Raw genomic sequence first — 22,953 nt, 5'->3', positions numbered from 1 at the left:
GACAAGCCGCTTCACATCCCTGTCATGTCGGGCTTACAGTATCCGCGCCGACAGGTTCGAGAGCCAAGGAGGTCAATGACGTGACGGTTGCCGTATCTCCGGATGGGCTTCCAGCACTGGTGCTGAACGCGGATTACCGTCCGCTCAGCTATTACCCCCTGTCGCTCTGGTCGTGGCAGGACGCCATCAAGGCGGTGTTCCTCGAGCGGGTGAATATCGTCGCCGAATATGAGCACGCCGTGTCGTCGCCGACCTTCTCGATGAAGCTGCCGAGCGTCGTCAGCCTGAAGGCCTATGTGAAGCCATCGCGGCATCCGGCCTTCACCCGCTTCAACGTGTTCCTGCGCGATCGTTTCCAGTGCCAGTATTGCGGCACGCCGGAGGATCTGACCTTCGACCATGTCGTTCCCCGCCATCGCGGCGGCGCAACGACGTGGGAGAATGTCGTCGCCGCCTGCTCGCCGTGCAATCTGAGGAAGGGCGGCATGATGCCGGCTCACGCCAAGATGTGGCCGCTGCAGAAGCCCTACCAGCCGACGGTGCATGATCTGCACAATAATGGCCGCCTGTTCCCGCCCAACCATTTGCATGAAAGCTGGATGGATTATCTCTACTGGGATGTCGAACTCGAACCATAGAGTTCGGCAGAAATCCGCCATGCCGGTCGCCTGACGCAGCTTTCTGCGCTTCCGGTGCTCACGTACTGTAAGTACGCTCCGCTCCGGTTCTCGAAACCCACGTCATGCGCTCCGGCCTGACGAATTTCTGGACGAACTCTGCGCTGTGCAGCTCAGTCGCGGGCAAAGGCGCCGCGGAAGGCGATGACAGCCAGGACAAAGCTGGCGATGGCGTTCCAGCCGGCCAGCGACAGGCCGAGGATGCGCACAGCCGCCTTGTCGCAGGAGGGCGGGACGAATTTGTCGAGCGCGTCGAGCACGCCCTTGCCGCCGGTGTCCACCGGTCCTGCCGCCGCCGCACAATCGGTCGGCCCCGGCCACCACGCCCATTCAACGCCGGAATGATAGACGCCGAGATAGACGCCGTAGGCCATCAGCAGCCCGCCGACCGCCAGCAGACCGCGCGTCAGCCAAGCCGGCCAGCGCAGAGCCGACGACAGCACTGCAACCAGCATCAGCGGCACGCCGATGTAGTAGGGGGTGCGCTGCTCCAGGCAGAGCTTGCAGGGGATGTAGCCGCCCAGATACTGGAAGGCCAGCGCCGAGCCGACGGTGGCGGCCATGGCGACGGCGAGAAACACCGCCGTTCGCAAGCGCTGGCGTCCAGTGTCGGCATTCACGGTCGCTGTCATCGATCTACCGTCCGTTCTCGCTCAGGGCAAAGGATGGTCAATTCGAACATCCTTGCTCTAAAACGCGTATTTGACGACGATATAGAGCGAAATCAGGGCAGCGGCGCCGGCGCCCGCAATCATGCCAAGGCGCTTTTCGATGAACTCGCGGATCGGTTCGCCATAGCGGCGCAGCAGCCAGGCAAGGAACAGGAAACGGGCGCCGCGCGCCACGATCGCCAGCGCGATGAACAGCAGGAGATTGACGCCGATGACGCCGGACAGGATCGTCACCACCTTGATCGGCGGCAGATGGGCGAGGCCGGAGGTGACCAGCATCAGGATGATGAAGCCGACGCCCGACGAAACACGCAGCGTCTCGAAGTCGTCATACTTGCCGTAAAATTCGAGGATCGGCCGCGCCACCGTGTCGTAGGCATAATGGCCGATGTACCAGCCGGCGATACCGCCCAGAACGGAAGCCAGCGTGGCGACCAGCGCGTAGCGATAGGCGCGATCCGGCCGCGACAGCGCCATCGGCAGATACAGCACGTCGGCCGGCACCAGGAACACCGAGCTTTCGACGAAAGCGATGATGGCCAGCCACCATTCGGCGGATTTCTTTGCCGCCAGCGACAAGGTCCAGTCATAAAGTCCGCGAAGCATTGGCACTCCTGATGCACTCACCCAAAATGCGCAGCGGTTTTGGTATGACAATGCATAAAAACAAAGACCAAAAGCGCGCCATATGAATCTCTCCAGACGCGACGCGCCTCAATGCGCTGCCTGTCTAGAAAGATTTTTGGCGCCGCACAATGGCCGCCGCTTCACGAAATCGAAAGGCCGTGGCCGAGCGAAGGCCGCATGTCGGGAATTGGCCAGTTGACGAACAGGCCTCCAACCGTATAGTCCGCGCCCATCCAGGCCGCCCGGCCTGAGCCCCTATGGCGGAATTGGTAGACGCGCTCGACTCAAAATCGAGTTCCGCAAGGAGTGCTGGTTCGATCCCGGCTAGGGGCACCATTTTCCACCCGAGACGCCTTGAATGCTCGGTTGAATGTTATCCCAGGAACATCCTGGGATAACCATAATTCAGGCCCAGGCCGGTGCTTCCTGATTAGATCGGGCTCCGTAGCTCAGGTCGCCATCACATCGGCCCCGGCACCATCTTGGTCGGCTGCTCCGGCATCGGAAACGCGTAATTGTCGCATTTCACGTCGGGGTTCGTCGGGCTGAACATTCCAAGCGGGTTGTCCTTGAACAGCCAGACGTGAAGATCGTAATGGTAGAACTCCACCGGAATAAGCGGATAATGCCCCTCCATCGGCCCCTGGAACGTCTGTCCAAAGAGTTTCGGCGGCTCTTTGGTGTCGGGCGTCAGCGGAACAAGCCATTCCACGGCCACCAGGCGCAAGCCGCCGTCGACCGGCTCATAGATAAGGACATTGGGGCGCGCTGGATCTGGTGTCGGGCTGACGCTCGCGACGTTGACGAAATGAATGCCCATCGCGCCCTTCGGGTAATCCATAGCTCCAGCCACTTTTTCGCCGCTGTAATAAACGCATCCGACCGTCGACAGATAGAGGTCGCGAATGGCGGCCTTGTAGTCTTCGTACTTCGATAGCGATTGTTTCAGGGCATCGATCTCGACCTTGCCGGGCTCGGCGGCCTGAGCTGCGGCGGCAGTCAGGCAGGCGCCGATGAGGCCGGTCAAAGCGAGAATACTGCGACGCCTGAGGTAAGTGGTTTTCGTCATGCATTCCTCCCAGTTTTTTGTTCTGCCGTTCTGCCGTGCAGGACCGAGGCGGCAATGATGCTGGTTGCGCGGCCGATCGCCGATGCTAATCCTTTCCGCTGCTTGTGAGAATTAATCCTCACGACCTAGGCTCTGGTCTTCGACTGAGCCTGAAGGGGACTGTCGACGGTCGCTGCCGACCGGCCTCCATCTGCCAATCTCCAACGTCTGGTGATTAGCTAAGTCCCACCGCGCCTTCGTCATCCCAGGGTCTGCGCCGCGTCGCTTCGCTCCTTGCTCCGCCCTGGGATGAAGAAGTGGAGGGATGCTTCGGCTATTGGCCCGACCTGTCAAACCAGATCCCTAGCAGGACCGCCAACGCTACCGCCGTCCCAGCAAGCTCTTCATCCGGTTGCGCAGCAGGCGCGCCATGTTGCGGGTTTCGCGGTAGAGGTGAAGCTGCGACGCCGCCTGGCGGGCGAGGCGGTCGGCGTCCGGCGTCAGGCCGATGACCAGCGTGCCGATCGGCCTGCGCTCCGTCCATAGCCGGCTCATCACCGGATGGTCGGGCACGGCGCAGGAATCGGTGATCATGATGTTGGGATCGTCGAGATGCTGCCCGGTCACCTCGATCATCAACAGCGTGCCCGGCGAATAGGCGGCGAGGGTCTCGTCATAGGCCGTCTTCCAGGTGTAGGCGACGCCGGCCTCGACGAAGACGACCAGGCTGGCGATGGTGCGATCGTCGAGCGTCAGCGAATGGATGCGGCACAGATCCCGTTCGGCCAGCCGGTGCACGGCCTCGCGGGCGAAGGCGGCGCGGTAGCGGTCGATGGCCATGGCGGTGCGCTCGCGGCCTTTCCAGCCTGCCGCTTCCAGCGTCAGGAAGCGTTCGATGGCATGGCGGATATTTTCCGGTCCGCGCGCCACCAGATGCTCCAGCCTGCCGAGGTCGGCGAGGCGGCGCTTCAGGCGGCGGAACTCACGATAGTGGTGCGAGCGCAGCGAGGCCTTCAGATAGTCATCGCCGTCGATCTCGCTTTCGAGCATCGGGCGTTCGGCCTTGCCGGTGGTGACCAGCGTCAGGCCACGCGTCTCGGCGACGGTGGCCAGCAGGCTGGCCACCGGGCCGTTGAGCCGGATGTCGGGCAGCATGAAGACTTTAGGCAGCTTGAGATGCGGCCGCGACAGCATCGAGAAGAAATCCTCGATGACGCCGACGGGATCGTCACGGTCGACCAGTGGCGTGCCGATCGGGCCGAACGGGCTCGACCATGTGCGCATGACCCGTACACCGAGCGGCATCGCCGGCCGCTCCACCGAGAACGGCACCAGCAGGCGCAGCCGGTTGCGGTATTCGTCGCCGTCGCGGATGACCGCCAGCCGCACCTCGCGGTCTTCCAGCCGCGGCATGGCGGGGGCCAGGAAGCGCGGGTTGAAGAAGACGTTGGGCTCGATCGTGCGGGTGCAGAGATAGTCGAGTTCCTCGACCAGGTCGAAGCCGGCGGAAGCCGGGTAGATCGCCAGCTTGCGCTCGGGCCGGTCGTTGGCCAAGAGTTCGATATGGGCGGGATCGGCTTCGCGGGCCAGCCCTGCGAGGCCGGACACCATGGCGCCGGCCGGGCCGCCGCTGGTTTCCTCGAGCAACGGGATGGCGGCCATCACGCGGCCCCTTCGGCGGCTGCGAAAATGGCCATGACGATGCCGAGCCTGCGCCAGACCGTGAACGACAGCGCGCCGGCCTCGAAGATCATCGCGAAGGCGGTGGCCATTGCCGCGCCCCACAAGCCAAAAAGCGGGATCAGCACCAAATTGAGGCCGATGTTGAAGACCAGCGTCATGGCGTAAACGGCGGCGCAGATGTTCTGGTTGCCGCTCATGGTGAGCAGGCTTTCGCAGGGGCCGACGGCGGCGCGGGCGACAACGCCGAAGACCAGCAGGAACAACAGCGGATAGCCGGCAACGAATTCGGGGCCGAACAAGCTCAGCATCGGCTCGCCCAGCACCAGCACCAGCAGCGCCATCAACAGCGACGGCCAGAACGTCCACGACACCGTTTCGCGGGCGAAGGCGGCGAGTTTTTCCGGCTCGCCATGGGTGAATTGCGCGTAGCGCTGGGCGACGCCTGCCTTGACCGCGAAATAGACGAAATGCACCAGCGCCAGCGTTTTCACCGTGGCGAAATAGACGGCGACGTCGTTGGGGCTCATGTAGGCGCCGGCCATCAGCACGTCGGCATTGGTGAGCAGGAAGAAGAAGCCTTCGACCAGGAAGATCGGCAGCGACACCACGAACCACTGCGCGAAATGCACCTTCATCGGCCCGGCCGGGATTTTTTTGTCGATGCGCGTGGTGATGCCGATGAGTTGGCCGAGCGTGGTGGCATAGGCGGCGGCGATAGAGGCGAAGATCGCTGTCCTGGCGTCGGGCGCAAAGCCGACCACAAGCATCAGCGCCATGAGCGCCAGGATCAGCACCGGCCGCACCAGATAGGTCGGCGCCAGCGCAAACAGCGCCCATGAGTTGGCCCGCGCCAGCCCCTGCAGCAGGTCCGACATGGCGATCATCGGCATGCAGATGAGGCCGAGGATGAACGGCACGACATAGTAGTTTTCGATAAACGGCGACAGCAGCCAGACGCCGAGCGCGCCGAGACCGGCGATTGCGGTCGAGGCAACCAGCACGAACAGGCGGCTGGTCAGCACGATGCCGCGCAGTTCGGCCAGCATGTTGCGCTCGCGGTATTCGGGAATGAAGCGGATGACCGAGGTGTGGAAGCCGAGGCAGGCGAGATTGCCGACGATGACCATCGTCACCCAGACGAGGACGAAAATGCCGTATTCGAACGAGCCCATCCAGCGGGCCATCAGCACCTGGCTGGCGAAGGCGATGACGGCGCTGACGATGCGGATGGAAAAGGCGATCAGCGACATGCGGCCGGCTTCGCCGCGCTCGTCGGCGGTGAACAGCACGGCGTCGATACGGCCAAGCAGCGGCTTTACGCGCAGCGCAAGGCGCTGCGGCAGGAACCGCCCGGCTGTCGTCGCCGCGGAAAAGCGCACCCAATACTCTCCGTTTTCCGCCTCTTTTTCGGGTCTGGGTCTAGCGAGAACACATTAAGAAACGGTTGGGTGAGCTCTCCTTCGCCCCGTTCACGGGGAGAAGGTGCCGGCAGGCGGATGAGGGGCGGCGCCATGGCTTTGTGCCATGTTCACCGTTCGCGGCAGAGCGCGACGAAACGACAGGCCAGCTGATGGAAAGAAAATAAGAGCTGAAGGCCCATTTCCGGTGTCGGCGGGACAGCGCCGCCTCTGGTCGCCTGATATCTCCCCCACAGGTGGAGAGATTGGCTAATCGCCGACGTCAACGCCGCCCCTCATCCGCCCTCCGAGCACCTTCTCCCCGTGAACGGGGAGAAGGAAAAGCGGCGCCTTACGCGAACGCTCCGTGGCAATGCTTGTACTTTTTCCCCGACCCACACGGGCAGGCCTCGTTGCGGCCGACCTTGCCCCAGGTGGCGGGGTTTTGCGGATCGCGGTTTTCGGGGGCGACGGTTGCGTGGGCCTCCTGGCGGACCAGAAGTCCGGTCTCGCCGAAATCGTCCTCGCCGGTGGTGCCGTCGAGATGGCTGCCGAACATGTCGGGCGTCTCGGGCGGCGGCGCTTCGGCTGCCTGGCGGACCAGCTCGACGCGCATCAATTGTGCGGTGACGGCCTGGCGCAGATTGCCGAGCATCGCCTGGAACAGCTCGAAAGCCTCGCCCTTGTATTCCTGCAGCGGGTCACGCTGGGCATAACCGCGGAAGCCGACGACCGAGCGCAGATGGTCGAGGTTGACGATGTGCTCGCGCCACAGATGGTCGAGCGTCTGCAGCACCACCGAGCGCTCGACATAGGTCATCACATCGGGGCCGAAGCGCTCGGCGCGGTCCCTCGCGGCGGCGTCGGCGGCCTCGGTGATGCGCTCGCGGATGTCGTCCTCGGCAATGCCCTCTTCCTTGACCCAGTCCTCGATCGGCAGGTCGAGATTGAGGAATTCGGCGACCTCGGCCTTGAGGCCGGCGACGTTCCACTGCTCGGCATAGGCGTTTTCGGGAATGGCCTTGGCGACGATCTCGTCGATGACGCCCTCGCGCATTTCGGCAATGGTCTCCGACAGGCCTTCACCGTCCATCAGCTCAAGGCGCTGCTCGAACACCACCTTGCGCTGGTCGTTCGAGACGTCGTCATATTTCAGCAGGTTCTTGCGGATGTCGAAGTTGCGCGCCTCGACCTTCTTCTGCGCCTTTTCCAGCGCCTTGTTGATCCAGGGGTGGATGATCGCCTCGTCTTCCTTGAGGCCGAGCTTCTGCAGCATGCCGTCCATGCGCTCGGAGCCGAAGATGCGCATCAGATCGTCCTGCAGCGACAGGAAGAACTTTGACCGCCCGGGATCGCCCTGGCGGCCCGAGCGGCCGCGCAACTGGTTGTCGATGCGGCGCGACTCGTGGCGCTCGGTGGCGAGCACGTAGAGGCCGCCGGCGGCCAGCGCCTTTTCCTTCAACCGGGCGACGTCGTCGCGGATTTCCCTTTCCCTGGCTTCGCGCTCGGGACCAGCCGGCATGTCGCCAAGCTCCTCGGCGATGCGCATGTCGGCATTGCCGCCGAGCTGGATGTCAGTGCCGCGGCCGGCCATGTTGGTGGCAATGGTGATGGCGCCGGGTTTTCCCGCCTGGGCGACGATCGCCGCCTCACGCTCGTGGTGACGGGCGTTCAGCACCTCGAAATCGGTGAAGCCTTCCTTGCGCAGGCGCGCGGCCAGCAACTCGGATTTCTCGATCGAGGTGGTGCCGACCAAGGTCGGCTGGCCCTTGGTGCGGGCTTCCTTGATCTCCTTGACGATCGCCTTGTATTTCTCCTCGACGGTCCGATAGACCTCGTCGTCTTCGTCAGTGCGGATCACCGGCAGATTGGTCGGGATCTCGGTGACGTCGAGATTGTAGATGTTGCCGAATTCCTCGGCCTCGGTCAGCGCCGTGCCGGTCATGCCGGCAAGCTTCTTGTAGAGGCGGAAATAGTTCTGGAAGGTGACGGAGGCGAGCGTCTGGTTCTCCGGCTGGATCGCCACATGCTCCTTGGCTTCGAGCGCCTGGTGCAGGCCTTCCGAATAGCGGCGGCCCGGCATCATGCGGCCGGTGAATTCGTCGATGATGACGATCTCGCCGTTGCGCACGATATAGTCCTTGTCCTTCTGGAACAGCTGGTGCGCCTTCAGCGCATTGTTGACGTGGTGGACGATGGCGACGTTCTCGACGTCGTAGAGCGACTCGCCCTTGAGCAGGTCGGCGTCGCGCAAAAGGTTTTCCAGCTTCTCGGTGCCCTCCTCGGTGAAGATCGAGGTCTTCTGCTTCTCGTCGATCTCATAGTCGGCCGGCTCGAGCTTCAGCATGAAGGCATCGATGGTGTTGTACATTTCCGAGCGGTCCTCGAGCGGACCGGAAATGATCAGCGGCGTGCGCGCCTCGTCGACCAGGATAGAATCGACCTCGTCGACGATCGCGTAGCTGTGGCCGCGCTGCACCATCTGACTGCGCTCGTATTTCATGTTGTCGCGCAGATAGTCGAAGCCGAGCTCGTTGTTGGTGGCGTAGGTTACGTCGGCGGCGTAGGCGGCGTGGCGTTCCTCGTCGGACAGGCCATGGACGATGACGCCGACGGTAAGGCCGAGGAATTTATAGACGCGGCCCATCCATTCGGAGTCGCGCGTGGCAAGATAGTCGTTGACGGTGACGACATGGACGCCTTTGCCGGCGAGCGCGTTGAGATAGACGGGCAGCGTGGCGACCAGCGTCTTGCCCTCGCCGGTGCGCATTTCGGCGATGCCGCCATTGTGCAGCACCATGCCGCCGATCAGCTGCACATCGAACGGGCGCATGCCGAGCACGCGGCGCGCCGCTTCGCGCACGGTGGCGAAGGCCGGCACCAAGAGATCATCGAGGCTGGCGCCGTTGGCCACGTCCTGGCGGAATTTTTCCGTGCGGGCGGTCAGCTCGGCGTCGGAGAGCGCCCGCATCTCGTTTTCCATGGCGTTGATCGCTTCGACGCGCGGTCGGGTCGACTTGACCCGGCGATCGTTGGAGGAGCCGAAAACCTTACGGGCGAGACCGCCAAAACTGACCATTCAATGGTCCTTTCGATAGCATTCCAAGTCGTTGCGACGGGTGCCGGCGGCCCCATCAAATCCACGTGAAACGCGGACAAACGCAAAAAGCGCCCGGAAAACGGTTCTGGACGCAAAGTCGTTGGACAGATAAGAGGGGGCTCAATCGATGTCAACGGCGCCCTCGTCCTGACGACCGTGCCAAATTCCGCCACAATCTGGCTGGTCTGGAAGCCATCCCGCTCTAGCTATCCCCTATTGGAGTTAATCGTATGTCCTTATTGTTCCGCCGCGCGTCGCTCGCCAGCCTCGGCCTGGCATTCGGGCTGTCGGCTTTGTCGCTGTCGCCACTGATGGCCCAGGACACCGCGCCTGCCCAACCAGCCCCGGCCCAACCGGCCGCCCCCGCCCAACCGGCGCCGGTCGATCCGAACGCCGTGGTCGCCACGATCAACGGCCAGACGCTGACCGAGGCAGACCTTGCGCTTGCCGAAGGCGAGCTGTCGCAGCAGTTCGCGCAGATGCCGCCCGAACAGCGCCGCGCCGCAGCACTTTCGGCGGCGATCGAGATCAAGGTCATGGCTGCCCAGGCGGTCACCACCGGCCTCGACAAGGATCCCGACTTCCAGCGCCGCATGGCGTTCCTGCAGCAGCGCGCGCTGCATGGCGAAATGGTCGAGAAGGATGTCGTCGGCAAGGTTACGGATGCCGAGGTTCGCGCCCGCTACGACCAGGAAATCGCCAACACGCCGCCGAGCAACGAGGTGCATGCCCGTCACATCCTCGTGAAATCGAAGGAAGAGGCCGATGCGATCATCAAGCAGCTCGACGGCGGCGCCGATTTCCAGAAACTCGCCAACGAGCACACCAGCGATCCGAGCGGCAAGACCAGCGGCGGCGATCTCGGCTGGTTCGGACCCGGCCAGATGGTGCCGGAGTTCGACAAGGCGGTCTTTGCGCTGGCGGTCGGCAAATACACCGAACAGCCGGTGCAGTCGCAGTTCGGCTGGCACGTCATCCAGGTCGAGGACAAGCGCGCCAAGCAGCCGCCGGCCTTCGACCAGGTCAAGGACCAGGCCCGTCAGGCGGTCATCCGCGACAAATACATCGCGCTGGTCAAGTCGCTGCGCGCCGAGGCCAAGGTCGAGATCCCGGACGAGAAGCTGAAGAAGACGGTCGACGCGCTGGAAAACACCAAGTAGGCGAGGGCGAGGCTAGGGCAGGCGGGGTCGTCGGTACTTCCCTTCTCCCCTTGTGGGAGAAGGTGGCCGAGCCCACGGGTCTTCCGGCAAGCCCGAGGACAGGCTCCGCTCGGTCGGATGAGGGTGTTCCGCTTGGCACCGACCGCACTCCGTCCAGCACCCCTCTTCCGTCTTGGCGCTTCGCGCCAATCCACCTTCTCCCACAAGGGGAGAAGGGAAGAAGCGCGGCGCCGAGATCGCCCTATCCTACGATGCGTCGACGCCTCCGCCGGACCGCCGCGGCGTCGAGCGAGCCGGCATCGTCAGCGGCTATGCCCTTCACCACATATCCAACCGCCTTGCGCAGCGTCGTTTCGTCTTCGTCGAGGCGATTGGTCAAAAGATGCGTCCAGGCAAAGGAGGCGACCAGGTCGGCGACGAGCGTGGCATCGACGTCGGCCGCCACTTCGCCTCTTGCCTTGGCGCGCTCGATCATCTGGCCGGTATGGGCATGGCGTCCTTTGGTGTATTCGACAAGCACGGCGGCCACGGTCGCATCCGACTGCGCCTCGGCGATCAGCGATCTGAAGACGCTGCCTGACGACGTATCATGCCAGTGCGAGAACAGGTTCTTCAGGAAGCCGACGAGATCATCCTCGAGGTTTCCGGTATCGGGATTTTCGACGCGCTTTAGCCGCTGATAGACGTCGAACAGCAAAGCGGCCTTGCTCGGCCACCAGCGATAGATCGTAGGCTTTCCCGCACGCGCCCGCCGCGCCACCGCTTCGATCGAGAAGCCGGAATAACCGGCCTCGACCAGCACCGCCTCGGCGGCGTCGAGAATGGCGTCGGCGCTGTCGGGGTTGCGTCGCGCGCCAATTGATTTGCGGGTCCGATCTGCGTCCTCAGCCATCTGCTTTTTTTCCTTATCGACAGTTTCCTCAACATGCATATACGACCTCTCTTGACGAAACGGAACGGTCCGTTTTATATAACGGAACGTTTCGTAACGATAAGGAGAAGGCCAATGACCTCGACCGCCGCCCGCTTCTCGCGCCTCCGCTTTGCGCTGCTGGTGCTTGCCGGCGTCTATCCGCTGATCACCGCCATCCTCTATGTGGTGTTCCCGCTGACCGAAGAGTGGGAGATATGGCAACGCACGCTGGTCATCGCGCCGCTGATGGTCGCGATCATGATCTGGGGGCTCATTCCGGGCGTGCAGAAGATGTTCCGACGGTTCCTCAATCCTGCCCAGTGAGGTAAGCGTGGTGCGGCAGTTCGGTGTCGTCCGCAACGGTCGGGAAAACGCCCTTGCGCCGGCGCCCGCTATCGGGCAAACCGGCGTTCCGCTTGCGATTTTCCCGCCCGAGGTCTTCATGTCAGCCACGATTTCGCCGCTCGCGCCGAAAAAATATCCTAAAATGCCTGACATCGAGGGCGTCCGCATCGCCACTGCCGAGGCCGGGATAAAGTACAAGAACCGCACCGACCTGCTCGCCATGGTCTTCGATGCCGGCACCACGGTCGCCGGCGTGTTCACCAGGTCGAAATGTCCGTCGGCGCCGGTCGATTTCTGCCGGCAGAATCTTGCGCAAGGCAAGGCGCGCGTCCTGGTCGTCAATTCCGGCAACGCCAATGCCTTCACCGGCAACAAGGGCCGAGCCTCCACGGCAATGACCGGCGAGGCTGCAGCCAAGGCTGCGGGCTGCACGCCGGACGAGGTGTTTCTGGCCTCGACCGGCGTCATCGGCGAGCCGCTGGATGCCGGCAAGTTCAGCCACCTGCTCGCCGGACTGGTCAAGGAGGGCAGGCCGGATCTGTGGACCGAAGCCGCCAAGGCGATCATGACCACGGACACCTATCCGAAACTGGCGACCGCGACGGTAAAACTCGGCGACGCCGACGTCACCATCAACGGCATTGCCAAGGGCGCCGGCATGATCGCGCCCGACATGGCGACGATGCTCTCCTTCATCGCCACCGATGCGCCGATCGCAGCCCCAGTGCTGCAGGATCTTTTGTCGCGCGGCACGGCCAAGACCTTCAATGCGGTCACCGTCGACAGCGACACCTCGACCAGCGACACGCTGCTGATGTTCGCCACCGGCACGGCATCCAGGCGCGGCGCGCCTGACGTCACCGATGCCGGGGATGCGCGCCTCGGCGCCTTCCGCCGCGGGCTCGGCAAGGTGCTGAAATCGCTGGCGCTGCAAGTGGTGCGCGACGGCGAGGGCGCGCGAAAACAGGTCGAGGTCACCGTCACCGGCGCGAAATCGGCCCGCTCGGCCAAGCGCATCGCGCTGTCGATCGCCAATTCGCCGCTGGTCAAGACGGCGGTGGCCGGCGAGGACGCCAATTGGGGTCGCGTCGTCATGGCCATCGGCAAGGCCGGTGAACCGGCCGACCGCGACCTTCTGTCGATCTGGTTCGGCGATATCAGGCTGGCGCATGAGGGCGAGCGCGACGCCGCCTACTCCGAGGAGGCGACATCGGCCTACATGAAGCGCGACGAGATCCGCATCCATGCCGATATCGGCATCGGCCGCGGCAAGGCGACGGTGTGGACTTGCGACCTCACCAAGGAGTATGTCGCCATCAACGGCGATTATCGGAGCTGATGGCGTTGGTTTCCAGACATCCGGCAAGCGTGCTTGCCATCGTGCGCCGCTATGAGGCGGCCGGCTTTCGCGCCTGGCCGGCGGCGGCGGTCCATTATGACGGCACCTGGGTGGTGCGGCTGACGGCGGGTCATCCGGCCAAGCGGCTGAATTCGGTCAACCCGCTCGATCCGGGCGACATCCAGCACATTGCCGAGCGCATTGGCCGCGCCAGCCGCCGTTTCGACGCCTATGGCAGGCCGCTGACCTTCCGCATATCGCCGCTGTCGGGGCCGGTCCTTTCCAAACATCTCGACGCCGAAGGCTGGAGCACATTCGACGAATCGCTGGTGATGCGGCTGCCGCTGGCAGACGCCCAGCTGGACGCTGCCATGGACCAGATCCCGCTGAAGGACATCAGCCGCTTCATCGGCGCGTCGCTCAAAGTAAGCGGCTCGGATGTGTCGCTGCGGCCGGGCCTGTCGGAGATCATCGGCGCCATCCAGCCGGAAGCCGGGCTGTTCGCGCTCGAAAAGGGCACCGAACCGCTGGCGACGCTGATCTGCGTCCATGATGGCGATCTTGCCGGACTGTTCGAGATCGCCACCGACAGATCAGTACGCAACCAGGGCCACGGCCGTCACCTCATCCTGTCGGCGCTGAAATGGGCACGGCTGCGCGGCGCCCGGGAAGCCTGGCTGCAGGTCGAGGCCGACAATGCGCCGGCGCTGGCGCTTTATCGTTCGCTCGGGTTCGACGAAGTCTATCGTTACCATTATCGCCGGCCGCCCGGCGCATGACCGGCCCGAACCCTGTCGGCAAGCGCCTGCTCCTGGTCGCAGCCTGCGCGCTGGTCGATACCGACGGCCGCGTGCTGCTGGCGCAGCGGCCCGAAGGCAGGCAGCTCGCCGGCCTGTGGGAGTTTCCGGGCGGCAAGGTCGAGCCCGGCGAGACGCCGGAAGAATGCCTCATCCGTGAGTTGTACGAGGAGATCGGCATCGAGACCGATATTCCCTGCCTGGCGCCGTTCACTTTCGCCAGCCATTCCTACGATGATTTTCACCTGCTGATGCCGCTGTTCGTCTGCCGTCGCTTCCGCGGCATCGCGCAGCCGAAGGAGGGGCAGGTGCTGAAATGGGTGCGGCCGCGCCAGATGCGCGATTTTCCGATGCCGCCGGCCGACGCGCCGCTGATCCAGTTCCTCATCGATCTTCTGTGATTGTGCCGTCACTGCCCGATTTAGACAGCGTTAATGGAAGATTTATCTCGCTGTGAGAAATTGACGGCATGGAAAATCGAAGGGAAGGCCGTGTTCAGGCCTTCGCCGGAGGGCGGCTGCATGAGCCTCGACAGGGACTGGGAATCGATCCGACCCGACCGCAGCTTCAGCGCTGTCCATGCCGGCATGGGCATATTGCGGATCACGCTGCTGTTCGGCTCGGCCGCGGTGGCGCTGGCCTTGATCGCGACGCCCCTGCTCGACAGCCGGACGCGATCCGCCCGCGACCATTTTGCCGGCGGCCTCGACGGAATGAGCACAGGATCGGTCGGGAGCATAGGCTCGATTGGAAGCACGGGCTCGATCGGCCGTCGTGTTACCTACACGCTGCGCAGGAGCGTGCTGCAGCCGCTGCCCAGTTCGATCTGCGTGATACGCGACAATGGCAAGCGCAGCGGCGACTGCTGAGATGGTTTAAAGCGGTCGTTTCATCGCCTGTTAAGCCTGTGCCGTTAACCTTTCTTAACAGGTCGACGCTAGGGTTCCGGCAAGCGGGATCGACGGTCATGAAAACAGTGCTGCAACGATTTTTGGAAGACAAGACCGGCGCGACGGCCATCGAATATGGGCTGATCGTGACCGTGCTGTCGCTTGCCATCATAGGCGGCATCGGCCAGGCCGCAGACGCAATGGCGTGGCTGTTCAGCGACAATTCCAGCAAGCTTGTGAACGCTTTCGCGCAGTGATCACGGCCGGCCAGCCGCATCCGTAGAATCCGGTCAACGCCCGCCGGGATCTTCCAGTATCGTCTTCAGCGATATTTTCGCCGAGCCGGGCTTCAGCGGTTTTTGCTGCGAGGCGTCGGGCGCCCAGCCTGACATCCAGACGATCGGAAAACTCGCCCTGACGCGACCATCGGCATCCGAAAACCGCTCGGCGTAGATTTCGGCGACGCGGGCAAACAGCCTTCGTGTGCCCGGTCGCCTGCTGCGGTCGATGAGCGCGCTGGTCTCGCCCATCGCCCGCAGGTCCGCCATCAGGCCGAACAGAGAATCGTAGCGCACCGTCACCGTCTCGACATCGGCGACGGGCAAGGCCAGGCCGGCGCGTTGCAAAAGCGCGCCGGCGTCGCGCACGTCGGTGAACGGGATGACGCGCGGGCTGGCGCCGCCGTAAAGCTCGGTCTCGGCGGCGAGGAGGCTTTCGCGCAGCTCGGAAAGCGTACCGGCGCCGGCAAAAGCGCCGAGGAAAAGACCGTCCGGCTTCAGCGCGCGGCGGATCTGAACCAGCATGCCGGGAATGTCGTTCATTGCCTGAAGGGACAAAAGAGACACCGCGAGGTCGAGGCTTTCCGGCTCGAATGGCACGGTCTCCAGCGGCGCCACCAGTCCGGCGGCATCGCCCAGGAACATAGCGTCCGCCTCCACGCGTATGATGTCCGTCACCTTGCCGCTTGTCGCGAGCACGTCGACCGCCGCCGGCGTCTGGCAAAACAGCACGGCCGCTCTGTCGAATTTGCGCTCGACGGCGCCCAGCCGCTCGGCAAGCTCCTCGGCCACCCGCCGCATCAGGAAATCCGCGCCGGCAGTCGGTCGGGCGAGCGCCCGGCGCTTGTGCGCCAGCCAGAGAGAAGTGTCGACTATAGGTTGCAACTGACGGTTCCTGGTTTCCGCTGTCTGATATAGGGTGGCGGAGGAGCAACCACGTGGCCGATCCAATGCCAGATATCAAGAGTACCGCTCGAAAGGCATTGGACTGGCCGGCGCGCATCCTGTTTCCGCCGGTTTGCGCCGGCTGCCGACGGCATGTCTCGCAGCCCGGCGTGCTGTGCGGCGCCTGCTGGCCGAAGCTCAGGCTCCTGGAGCGGCCATGGTGCCCGGTGATGGGCACGCCGTTCATCCATCACATGGGCGAGGGTTTCTGTCGGCCGAGGCGATCGCCGACCCGCCGCCCTTCGAGCGCGCGCGGGCCGCGGTCGCTTATTCCGGTGTCGCCCGCCAGATGGTGCAAGGGCTGAAATACCAGGATCGCACCGACCTGGCGCCGTGGATGGCGCGCTGGATGCTGCGCGCCGGTGCCGAACTGATCGCGGAGGCCGATGTGGTCGTGCCGGTGCCGCTGCACTGGCGGCGTTTCTTCAGGCGCCAGTTCAACCAGTCGGCGGAACTGGCAAGGGCGGTATCGCAACTTGGTGGCCTGCCTTTTGCGCCCTCGGCGGTCAGGCGCGTCAAACTCACCCGCCAGCAGGTCGGGCTGGAGCGGCGGGAACGCGAGGAGAATGTGCGTGCCGCCTTCAGAGTGCCGGAGGAGGCCGAGATCGAGATCGCCGGCCGCCGGGTGCTCTTGATCGACGATGTCTTTACCACCGGCGCCACTGTCCGCGCGGTCGCCAAGGCGCTGAAGAAGGGCGGTGCCGGGACCGTCGACGTGCTGACCTTTGCGCGCGTGCTGCCGGGGGACTTTCGGGCCGACGAGTCCGCGACTATATAGATTGAAGAAAGGCAGGATTGCTGACCGATGGTCGACGTGACGATCTATACACGGATGATGTGCGGCTATTGCGTGGCGGCCAAGCGGCTGCTCGAGCGCAAGGGCGTTGCCTACACCGAGCACGACGCCTCCTTCTCGCCGGAACTGCGCCGGGAAATGATTTCCCGTGCGAATGGCCGCTCGACCTTTCCGCAGATATTCATCGGCGATACGCATGTCGGCGGCTCCGACGATCTCCACGAACTGGAGGCGGAGGGCCGGCTGGACCGTCTGCTCGCCAATGGCTCGACGAATTGAGGATATGACGATGGGTACTTTCAAGGCGGCGGCGATCCAGATGCGTTCGGGCACCAGCCCCGAGCGCAACGCGGTCGATCTGGAGCGGCTGGTGCGCGAGGCCGCGGGCCAGGGTGCGACCTATATCCAGTCACCGGAAATGACCGGTGCGCTGATCCGCGACAGCCAGGCGCGGGCCGCCTCGTTCACGTCCGAGGACAAGGACATCATCGTCTCGACCTCGCGCAAGCTGGCGAAAGAACTTGGCGTCTTCCTGCATATCGGCTCGACCGCCATCCTGCGCGCCGACGGCAAACTCGCCAACCGTGCGCTTTTGTTTGGGCCGGATGGCGCGACACTGGCCATCTACGACAAGATCCACATGTTCGACGTTGATCTCGACAATGGCGAAAGCTGGCGCGAATCCGCCGCCTATGAGCCAGGCACCGAGGCCGTCGTCACCGAGATCAGCGGCGCCGGGATCGATGGGGCGAGGCTGGGTTTCGCCGTCTGCTACGATCTGCGCTTTCCGCAGCTCTTCCGCGCCGAGGCGCTGGCCGGCGCCGACCTGCTTTCGGTGCCCGCCGCCTTCACCCGCCAGACCGGCGAGGCGCACTGGCATGTGCTGCTGCGGGCGCGCGCCATCGAGAACGGTGCCTATGTCGTCGCCGCGGCGCAAGGCGGACTGCACGAGGACGGCCGCGAGACCTATGGCCATTCGCTGATCGTCGATCCGTGGGGCCGCATCGTCGCCGAAGCGGCACATGACCAGCCGGCCGTGATCATCGCCGAGATCGACCCGGCGCAGTCGGTCGCTGCCCGCAAGAAAATCCCAAATCTGAAAAATTCACGCGACTTCGCCGTGAACGCCACTCCGGTCGAGGCGCAAAGTCTCAGGGGTGCGGCGTCTTGATTCGCTTTTCACTGATCTGTGACCACGAGCATGAATTCGAAGGCTGGTTTCGCAGCAACGACGATTTCGACACCCAGAAGAAGCGTGGCTTCGTCGACTGCCCGACCTGCGGCTCGCACAAAATAGAGAAGGCGTTGATGGCACCGGCCCTCTCCACCGGGCGCAGCCGAGAGAAGATCGCGCTCGCCATGGGCGCGGCCCAGAAGCAGGCGCTGGCGCAATTGAAGGCGATGGCCGAGAAGGTGCGCGAGAACGCCGACTATGTCGGCGACAAGTTTGCCGAGGAGGCGCGCAAGATCCATTTCGGCGAGAGCGATCCGCGCGGCATCTATGGCGAGGCGACGCTGGAGGAGGCCAAGAGCCTGGCCGAGGACGGCGTCGAATTCATGCCGATCCCAAGTTTCCCCGACGACCGCAACTGACTGGCTAGGTTACGCTGCCGATCAATTTCTCAAGCAGGCGAGCAAGCGTCTCTTGTTCGGCGCGCGTCAGACCGGAAAGTATCTCGTGTTCGTTGGCGACGTGGGCGGCGACAGCCTCATCGACCAATGCCAGACCTTTTTCGGTCAGCTGCACGACAACCCCGCGCCGATCGTTGGGATGCGGCCCGCGCATGATCAATCCTGACTTTTCGAGGCGGTCGAGCCGGTTGGTCATGGCGCCCGACGTCACCATCGTCGCTTCGTAGAGAGCGGTTGGCGTCAGCGCGTAAGGTGGTCCGGAACGGCGCAGCGTCGCCAGCACATCGAATTCCCCGGACTGCAAACCGAAACGCGCAAACAGCGGAGCGAGGCGTTCTCGTGCTATCAGCGACGAGGCTTCGTTCAGCCGTCCAAGCACGGCCATCGGAGAGACATCCAAATCCGGCCGCTCTCGTTTCCACTGCTCGATGGCCTTCGCGGCGCGATCCATCTATATCACCGTTAAATATCTTGACGTTAAGAATCTTTGCATTATCTTACCTCAAGACACAGTGCTGGCCAAGAGCCGCAAAGACAATAGGTTCGTTATGAAATTTCTCTGGGATTCAGCGCTCGGCCTTTTGGTCGTCACCGGCGGCCTGCTCGGCCTAACGCTGCCGTTCGGCAAGATCGCAACGGCGGCCGGTGTTTCGGCCATGGTCTGGGCCCTCGTCATCTCGCTCGGCGCCGGCAGCGTGCTTTTGTGCGCCTTGCTGCTGCGCGGACAACGCATCCGGCTCACCCTGCACAGACTGCGTTATTTCTTCGTCACCGCGGCGGTGTCCTATGCCTTCCCCAATCTCTTGATGTTCTCGGCCATTCCGCATCTCGGCGCCGGCTACACCGGTATCATGTTCACGCTGTCGCCGGTGGTTACACTGGTGTTTTCGATCCTGCTTGGCGTTCGGCGTCCCAATTTGCTTGGTATCGTCGGCATTGCCGTCGGCTTCCTCGGTGCTGTCATGGTGGCGGTGACGCGCGGCGAGGCTGGCCAGCCGGCCGAATTTTTCTGGGTGGCGGTGGGGCTGCTCATCCCGGTCAGCCTTGCCGCCGGCAACATCTACCGCACGGTCGACTGGCCCGAAGGGACCGGACCGATCGAGCTTGCCGTCGGCAGCCATCTGGCATCGGCTGCGCTGCTTCTTTGCGGCATCTTCACGCTGCAGGGCGGCGGTTCGCTCGCCCTGCTCGGCGGCGTGCCGCTGGTGGTCGTCGGGCAGGTCGCGTCAGCCGCGGCGATGTTCGCCTTCTTCTTCCGGCTGCAGGCAGTCGGCGGCCCGGTCTATCTCAGCCAGATCGGCTATGTCGCGGCTGCGGTCGGATTGTTCGCCGGGACGATCTTTCTCGGCGAGCACTATCAATTGCTGACCTGGGCGGGCGCTGCCATCATCACTGCCGGCGTGTTCATCACCACCAAAGCGCAAAGCCAGATCGCCACGAAGGCGCAAAGCCAGACGGGTGAGAAGGTGGCGGCGTGAGAAGGTTCAGACGGGTGCCTTCTCCGCCAGCACCATGTAATTGACGTCCATGTCCTTCGACCGCTGCCAGCGGTCGGCGAGCGGATTGTAGGCGACGCCGGTGCGGTCGATGATGGTCAGGCCAGCGCCGGCAAGCGCCTTTTCCAGCTCGTCTGGCCGCACCAGCTTGCCGAACTGGTGAGTGCCGCGCGGCAACCAGCGCAGCACATATTCGGCGCCGATGATGGCCAGGCCCAGCGCCTTCAGCGTGCGGTTGATGGTGGCGACGAACATGATACCGCCGGGCTTGAGCATCTCGCCGCATTTGGCCACGAACAGGTCGATGTCGGCAACATGCTCGACCACTTCCATGTTGAGGATGACGTCGAATTTCTCCCCGGCGGCAGCCAGATCCTCCGCTGTCGTGGCACGGTAATCCACCGTCACGCCGACCTCCGCCGCATGCAGCTTGGCCACTTCGATGTTGGTGGCGGATGCGTCGGCGCCGAGCACTTCGGCGCCAAGCCGCGCCATCGGCTCGCACAACAGCCCGCCGCCGCAGCCGATGTCGAGGAAGCGCAGGCCCTCGAACGGCCGCGCCGCACGCGGGTCGCGGCCGAAGCGCGCCGCCACCTGGTCGCGTATATAGGCAAGCCGGATCGGATTGAACTTGTGCAGCGGGCGGAATTTGCCGTTCGGATTCCACCATTCGGCGGCAAGGGCGGAAAAGCGCTCCACTTCTCCGGCATCGATCGTCGACCGTCGGGGTTCTGGCATGGCGTGTCTCCCGCAGACTCAAAAGTTCAGAGCGCGATCGGGCGCAAAACCGGATATCACTTTTGCTGATCGCGCTCTGGTGCGCTAGGAAGTCGGTCGCGAGGCAGCGAATGTCAAGGCAGCAATTTTGCCTGTCGACAGAGCAGTGCTCATGATGCCGGGCGGTGCCGACTGCGATCTGTCAGCATGTGGCAGCTCGATACGCCTCACGGCGGAAACAAAATTATTCCGGCGGACGAAGGAGAGGCGTTGCTTTCAACGGGAGGAGACCATGATGCGAAGCGTAGCTTCCATCCTTTGGCGCCGACTTGACCTCGAGGCCATGACGCCTGCCTGCTGTCTGAAAATGGCCTGCTGTCTGAATCTGGCCGGCCTTCGGAAACGGACGGTGGGCGCAGCCTCAGAGGGCAGGCGCTTTTCGTCCAGGACGGCAAGCCGTGCAGCATTGCCTACGAGGTGACCTGCGATGCCGGCTGGCATACACGATCGGAGCACATCGAGGGCTTTCTCGGCACACAAGATCTGCACTATGCGATTGAACGACTTGCCGACGGCGGATGGACGCTGAACGGCGAACGCCAAGGAGAAGTCGCTGGCCTCATCGATGTCGATCTCGGCTTCATGCCCGCTACCAACCTGCTGGCGATCCGCCGTTTCGACCTGGAGGTCGGCATGTCGACACAAGCTCCGGCTGCGTATCTGACATTTCCCGAACTCAGGCTGGTGCGCCTCGAACAGACCTATCGGCGTCTCGACGAGGCCCGTTACGCCTATGCTTCGCCCATGTTCGGCTACGATGAGATCCTGAAAGTCTCGCCGGCCGGCTTCGTTGTCGACTATCCGGGCCTGTGGAGAGGCGCAGCGCACCTGGCCTGAAGCCACCGCATGTCGTCGATAGGCATGCGGGCACGCGCTGCCGCCCTCGTCTGTCGCCTTCGTCGCCAGCTGCAACCGGCAGCACGCCTTGCGAAACCCAAAGCATTTGGCTAAGGAGGCCGCGAATTCAGCGGCCGGCCCAGTCGGGCGCTCCCTTTCCGTTTTTTCGGCAGCCGGTCCGGCACCCAGTCAAAGGCATTTCGCTTCCATGGCGCGCATCGTGATGAAATTCGGCGGAACCTCCGTCGCCGACATCGCCCGCATCCGCAATGTGGCGCGCCATGTCAAACGCGAGGTCGATGCCGGCCATGAGGTTGCGGTGGTCGTCTCGGCGATGGCCGGCAAGACCAACGAGCTCGTGCAATGGACGCGCGAAGCCTCGCCCATGCACGATGCACGCGAATATGACGCCGTCGTCGCCTCCGGCGAGCAGGTGACCGCCGGCCTGCTGGCGATCACGCTGCAGAACATGGGCGTCCATGCCCGTTCCTGGCAAGGCTGGCAGATCCCGGTCAAGACCGACAATGCGCATGGCGCGGCGCGCATTCTCGACATTGACGGCGCGTTCCTGATCAAGCGCTTCGGCGAGGGCCAGGTGGCCGTGGTCGCCGGCTTCCAGGGCATCGGGCCGGACAATCGCATCGCGACGCTCGGCCGCGGCGGCTCCGACACCAGTGCTGTCGCCATCGCGGCGGCGGTCAAAGCCGACCGCTGCGACATCTACACCGATGTCGACGGGGTCTACACCACCGACCCGCGCATCGAGCCGAAAGCGCGGCGGCTGGCCAAGATTTCCTTCGAGGAAATGCTTGAGATGGCCTCTCTCGGCGCCAAGGTCCTGCAGGTACGCTCGGTCGAGCTTGCCATGGTGCACAAGGTGCGTACTTTCGTGCGGTCGTCCTTCGACGATCCCGACGCGCCCGGAATGGGGGATTTGCTCAATCCGCCCGGAACGCTTATTTGCGACGAGGAAGAGATCGTGGAACAGCAGGTCGTCACCGGAATTGCCTATGCCAAGGACGAAGCGCAGATTTCATTGCGCCGTGTCAGCGACCGGCCGGGCGTCGCCGCCGGCATTTTCGGGCCGTTGGCCGAGGCCAACATCAACGTCGACATGATCGTTCAGAACATTTCCGAGGACGGCAAGTTCACCGACATGACCTTCACCGTGCCGTCCGGCGATGTCGACAAGGCGCTTACCGTGCTCGAGCGGCTGAAGACTACGATCGGCTACGACGTCGTACAGTCGGAAGCCGGCATGTCGAAGGTCTCGGTCATCGGCATCGGAATGAGGAGCCATGCGGGCGTCGCCGCCACCGCCTTCAAGGCGCTGGCCGACAAGGCGATCAACATCCGCGCGATCACGACCTCCGAGATCAAAATTTCGATCCTGATCGACGGTCCCTACACCGAACTTGCGGTTCGCACTTTGCATTCCGTCTACGGTCTGGATAAGCAGTAGCAGACTGCATCGGCCCGAGAATCGGAGTCGATTTTCGGAAAGCACGATGCAGCAGATCGAAAGTCTTAGAGCGTCCTTTGGCG

General features: G+C 63.7%; 24 protein-coding genes, 1 tRNA gene and 1 pseudogene. 16 read left to right on the top strand and 10 right to left on the bottom strand.

Translation table 11 applies throughout. The features are described from left to right. Positions 1–80: 80 nt before the first annotated feature. Positions 81–638: an HNH endonuclease gene (locus AC0L3I_RS31185; protein WP_029348574.1), complete on the top strand. Its 558-nt coding sequence runs from the start codon at positions 81–83 to the stop codon at positions 636–638. A gap of 152 nt (positions 639–790) precedes the next feature. Here the strand turns inward: AC0L3I_RS31185 and AC0L3I_RS31180 are convergent, their stop codons facing one another. Beyond that, the gene (locus AC0L3I_RS31180; protein ID WP_473489267.1) at positions 791–1,309 is read right to left on the bottom strand and encodes a disulfide bond formation protein B; all 519 of its coding nucleotides are present in this window, start codon (positions 1,307–1,309) and stop codon (positions 791–793) included. A 57-nt stretch (positions 1,310–1,366) separates the two neighbouring features. Beyond that, entirely contained in the window at positions 1,367–1,954 is a 588-nt protein-coding gene (locus tag AC0L3I_RS31175; RefSeq protein WP_473529467.1) for a YqaA family protein, read from the bottom strand. A 272-nt stretch (positions 1,955–2,226) separates the two neighbouring features. Between AC0L3I_RS31175 and AC0L3I_RS31170 the strand changes: the two genes are divergently transcribed. Continuing rightward, a tRNA-Leu gene (locus AC0L3I_RS31170) sits at positions 2,227–2,311 on the top strand. A 124-nt stretch (positions 2,312–2,435) separates the two neighbouring features. On the opposite strand, the gene AC0L3I_RS31165 is transcribed toward AC0L3I_RS31170, so the two are convergent. From AC0L3I_RS31165 to secA, 4 genes are all read right to left on the bottom strand, one after another. Continuing rightward, positions 2,436–3,044 (bottom strand): hypothetical protein, encoded by a 609-nt coding sequence (locus AC0L3I_RS31165; RefSeq protein WP_473529466.1) that lies wholly within the window; start codon positions 3,042–3,044, stop codon positions 2,436–2,438. Between the two features lie 360 nt (positions 3,045–3,404). Next, positions 3,405–4,685 carry a GNAT family N-acetyltransferase gene (locus tag AC0L3I_RS31160; RefSeq protein ID WP_473529465.1) on the bottom strand — a complete coding sequence of 427 codons (1,281 nt, stop codon included), beginning with the start codon at positions 4,683–4,685 and terminating at the stop codon, positions 3,405–3,407. Beyond that, positions 4,685–6,085, bottom strand: a complete 1,401-nt coding sequence (locus AC0L3I_RS31155) for a lipopolysaccharide biosynthesis protein (protein ID WP_473529464.1) — start codon at positions 6,083–6,085, stop codon at positions 4,685–4,687. Before AC0L3I_RS31155 ends, AC0L3I_RS31160 begins: the two co-directional genes overlap by 1 nt. A gap of 370 nt (positions 6,086–6,455) precedes the next feature. Then, positions 6,456–9,182: a preprotein translocase subunit SecA gene (gene secA / locus AC0L3I_RS31150; protein WP_473529463.1), complete on the bottom strand. Its 2,727-nt coding sequence runs from the start codon at positions 9,180–9,182 to the stop codon at positions 6,456–6,458. A 251-nt stretch (positions 9,183–9,433) separates the two neighbouring features. On the opposite strand from secA, the gene AC0L3I_RS31145 reads away from it, so the two are divergent. Continuing rightward, positions 9,434–10,363 (top strand): peptidylprolyl isomerase, encoded by a 930-nt coding sequence (locus tag AC0L3I_RS31145; RefSeq protein WP_473529462.1) that lies wholly within the window; start codon positions 9,434–9,436, stop codon positions 10,361–10,363. Positions 10,364–10,604: 241 nt separating this feature from the next. Here AC0L3I_RS31145 and AC0L3I_RS31140 read toward each other — a convergent pair whose 3' ends face one another. After that, positions 10,605–11,255 carry a TetR/AcrR family transcriptional regulator gene (locus AC0L3I_RS31140; protein WP_473489476.1) on the bottom strand — a complete coding sequence of 217 codons (651 nt, stop codon included), beginning with the start codon at positions 11,253–11,255 and terminating at the stop codon, positions 10,605–10,607. 114 nt (positions 11,256–11,369) lie between these two features. On the opposite strand from AC0L3I_RS31140, the gene AC0L3I_RS31135 reads away from it, so the two are divergent. The 6 genes from AC0L3I_RS31135 (at position 11,370) to AC0L3I_RS31110 (ending at position 14,904) form a co-directional block, all read left to right on the top strand. Continuing rightward, complete coding sequence (locus AC0L3I_RS31135) at positions 11,370–11,600, top strand: putative antibiotic biosynthesis monooxygenase (RefSeq protein WP_292213988.1); 231 nt, start codon at positions 11,370–11,372, stop codon at positions 11,598–11,600. 118 nt (positions 11,601–11,718) lie between these two features. Beyond that, complete coding sequence (gene argJ, locus AC0L3I_RS31130) at positions 11,719–12,960, top strand: bifunctional glutamate N-acetyltransferase/amino-acid acetyltransferase ArgJ (RefSeq protein ID WP_473529461.1); 1,242 nt, start codon at positions 11,719–11,721, stop codon at positions 12,958–12,960. After that, complete coding sequence (locus AC0L3I_RS31125; protein ID WP_473489479.1) at positions 12,960–13,739, top strand: GNAT family N-acetyltransferase; 780 nt, start codon at positions 12,960–12,962, stop codon at positions 13,737–13,739. The genes argJ and AC0L3I_RS31125 overlap by 1 nt, the downstream gene beginning before the upstream one ends. Then, on the top strand, positions 13,736–14,158 hold the full coding sequence (locus AC0L3I_RS31120; RefSeq protein WP_473529460.1) for a (deoxy)nucleoside triphosphate pyrophosphohydrolase: 423 nt from the start codon (positions 13,736–13,738) through the stop codon (positions 14,156–14,158). Before AC0L3I_RS31125 ends, AC0L3I_RS31120 begins: the two co-directional genes overlap by 4 nt. Before the next feature lie 120 nt (positions 14,159–14,278). Beyond that, on the top strand, positions 14,279–14,626 hold the full coding sequence (locus AC0L3I_RS31115; RefSeq protein ID WP_473529459.1) for a hypothetical protein: 348 nt from the start codon (positions 14,279–14,281) through the stop codon (positions 14,624–14,626). A 98-nt stretch (positions 14,627–14,724) separates the two neighbouring features. Beyond that, a complete protein-coding gene (locus tag AC0L3I_RS31110) occupies positions 14,725–14,904 on the top strand; it encodes a Flp family type IVb pilin (protein ID WP_123149166.1) in 180 nt (59 codons plus the stop codon). Between the two features lie 33 nt (positions 14,905–14,937). On the opposite strand, the gene AC0L3I_RS31105 is transcribed toward AC0L3I_RS31110, so the two are convergent. Next, a complete protein-coding gene (locus AC0L3I_RS31105; RefSeq protein ID WP_473489482.1) occupies positions 14,938–15,810 on the bottom strand; it encodes a methyltransferase domain-containing protein in 873 nt (290 codons plus the stop codon). A gap of 53 nt (positions 15,811–15,863) precedes the next feature. Between AC0L3I_RS31105 and AC0L3I_RS31100 the strand changes: the two are divergent. From AC0L3I_RS31100 to AC0L3I_RS31085, 4 genes and pseudogenes are all read left to right on the top strand, one after another. Further along, positions 15,864–16,648: pseudogene (locus tag AC0L3I_RS31100) on the top strand (ComF family protein). Positions 16,649–16,675: 27 nt separating this feature from the next. Continuing rightward, positions 16,676–16,945, top strand: a complete 270-nt coding sequence (gene grxC, locus AC0L3I_RS31095) for a glutaredoxin 3 (RefSeq protein ID WP_023797293.1) — start codon at positions 16,676–16,678, stop codon at positions 16,943–16,945. Between the two features lie 10 nt (positions 16,946–16,955). Continuing rightward, a complete protein-coding gene (locus tag AC0L3I_RS31090) occupies positions 16,956–17,837 on the top strand; it encodes a carbon-nitrogen hydrolase family protein (protein WP_473489483.1) in 882 nt (293 codons plus the stop codon). Continuing rightward, complete coding sequence (locus tag AC0L3I_RS31085; RefSeq protein ID WP_473489484.1) at positions 17,834–18,259, top strand: DUF1178 family protein; 426 nt, start codon at positions 17,834–17,836, stop codon at positions 18,257–18,259. Before AC0L3I_RS31090 ends, AC0L3I_RS31085 begins: the two co-directional genes overlap by 4 nt. 4 nt (positions 18,260–18,263) lie before the next feature. On the opposite strand, the gene AC0L3I_RS31080 is transcribed toward AC0L3I_RS31085, so the two are convergent. Beyond that, a complete protein-coding gene (locus tag AC0L3I_RS31080; protein WP_473489485.1) occupies positions 18,264–18,749 on the bottom strand; it encodes a MarR family winged helix-turn-helix transcriptional regulator in 486 nt (161 codons plus the stop codon). 97 nt (positions 18,750–18,846) lie between these two features. On the opposite strand from AC0L3I_RS31080, the gene AC0L3I_RS31075 reads away from it, so the two are divergent. Next, positions 18,847–19,776: a DMT family transporter gene (locus AC0L3I_RS31075; RefSeq protein WP_473489486.1), complete on the top strand. Its 930-nt coding sequence runs from the start codon at positions 18,847–18,849 to the stop codon at positions 19,774–19,776. Between the two features lie 6 nt (positions 19,777–19,782). Here AC0L3I_RS31075 and ubiG read toward each other — a convergent pair whose 3' ends face one another. Continuing rightward, positions 19,783–20,532 carry a bifunctional 2-polyprenyl-6-hydroxyphenol methylase/3-demethylubiquinol 3-O-methyltransferase UbiG gene (ubiG, locus tag AC0L3I_RS31070; protein WP_473529458.1) on the bottom strand — a complete coding sequence of 250 codons (750 nt, stop codon included), beginning with the start codon at positions 20,530–20,532 and terminating at the stop codon, positions 19,783–19,785. A gap of 333 nt (positions 20,533–20,865) precedes the next feature. Here ubiG and AC0L3I_RS31065 point away from each other — a divergent pair, with 333 nt between their 5' ends. Together AC0L3I_RS31065 and AC0L3I_RS31060 are read left to right on the top strand one after the other, a co-directional pair. Then, positions 20,866–21,408, top strand: coding sequence for a putative glycolipid-binding domain-containing protein (locus tag AC0L3I_RS31065; protein WP_473529490.1), 543 nt, complete (start codon positions 20,866–20,868; stop codon positions 21,406–21,408). A gap of 208 nt (positions 21,409–21,616) precedes the next feature. After that, on the top strand, positions 21,617–22,870 hold the full coding sequence (locus tag AC0L3I_RS31060; RefSeq protein WP_473489489.1) for an aspartate kinase: 1,254 nt from the start codon (positions 21,617–21,619) through the stop codon (positions 22,868–22,870). Positions 22,871–22,953 lie beyond the last annotated feature (83 nt).

The organism is Mesorhizobium sp. WSM4840 (assembly GCF_055811755.1).
Note: the sequence above shows the minus strand (reverse complement) of the source record. Positions and strands in the feature narration are given on the sequence as shown.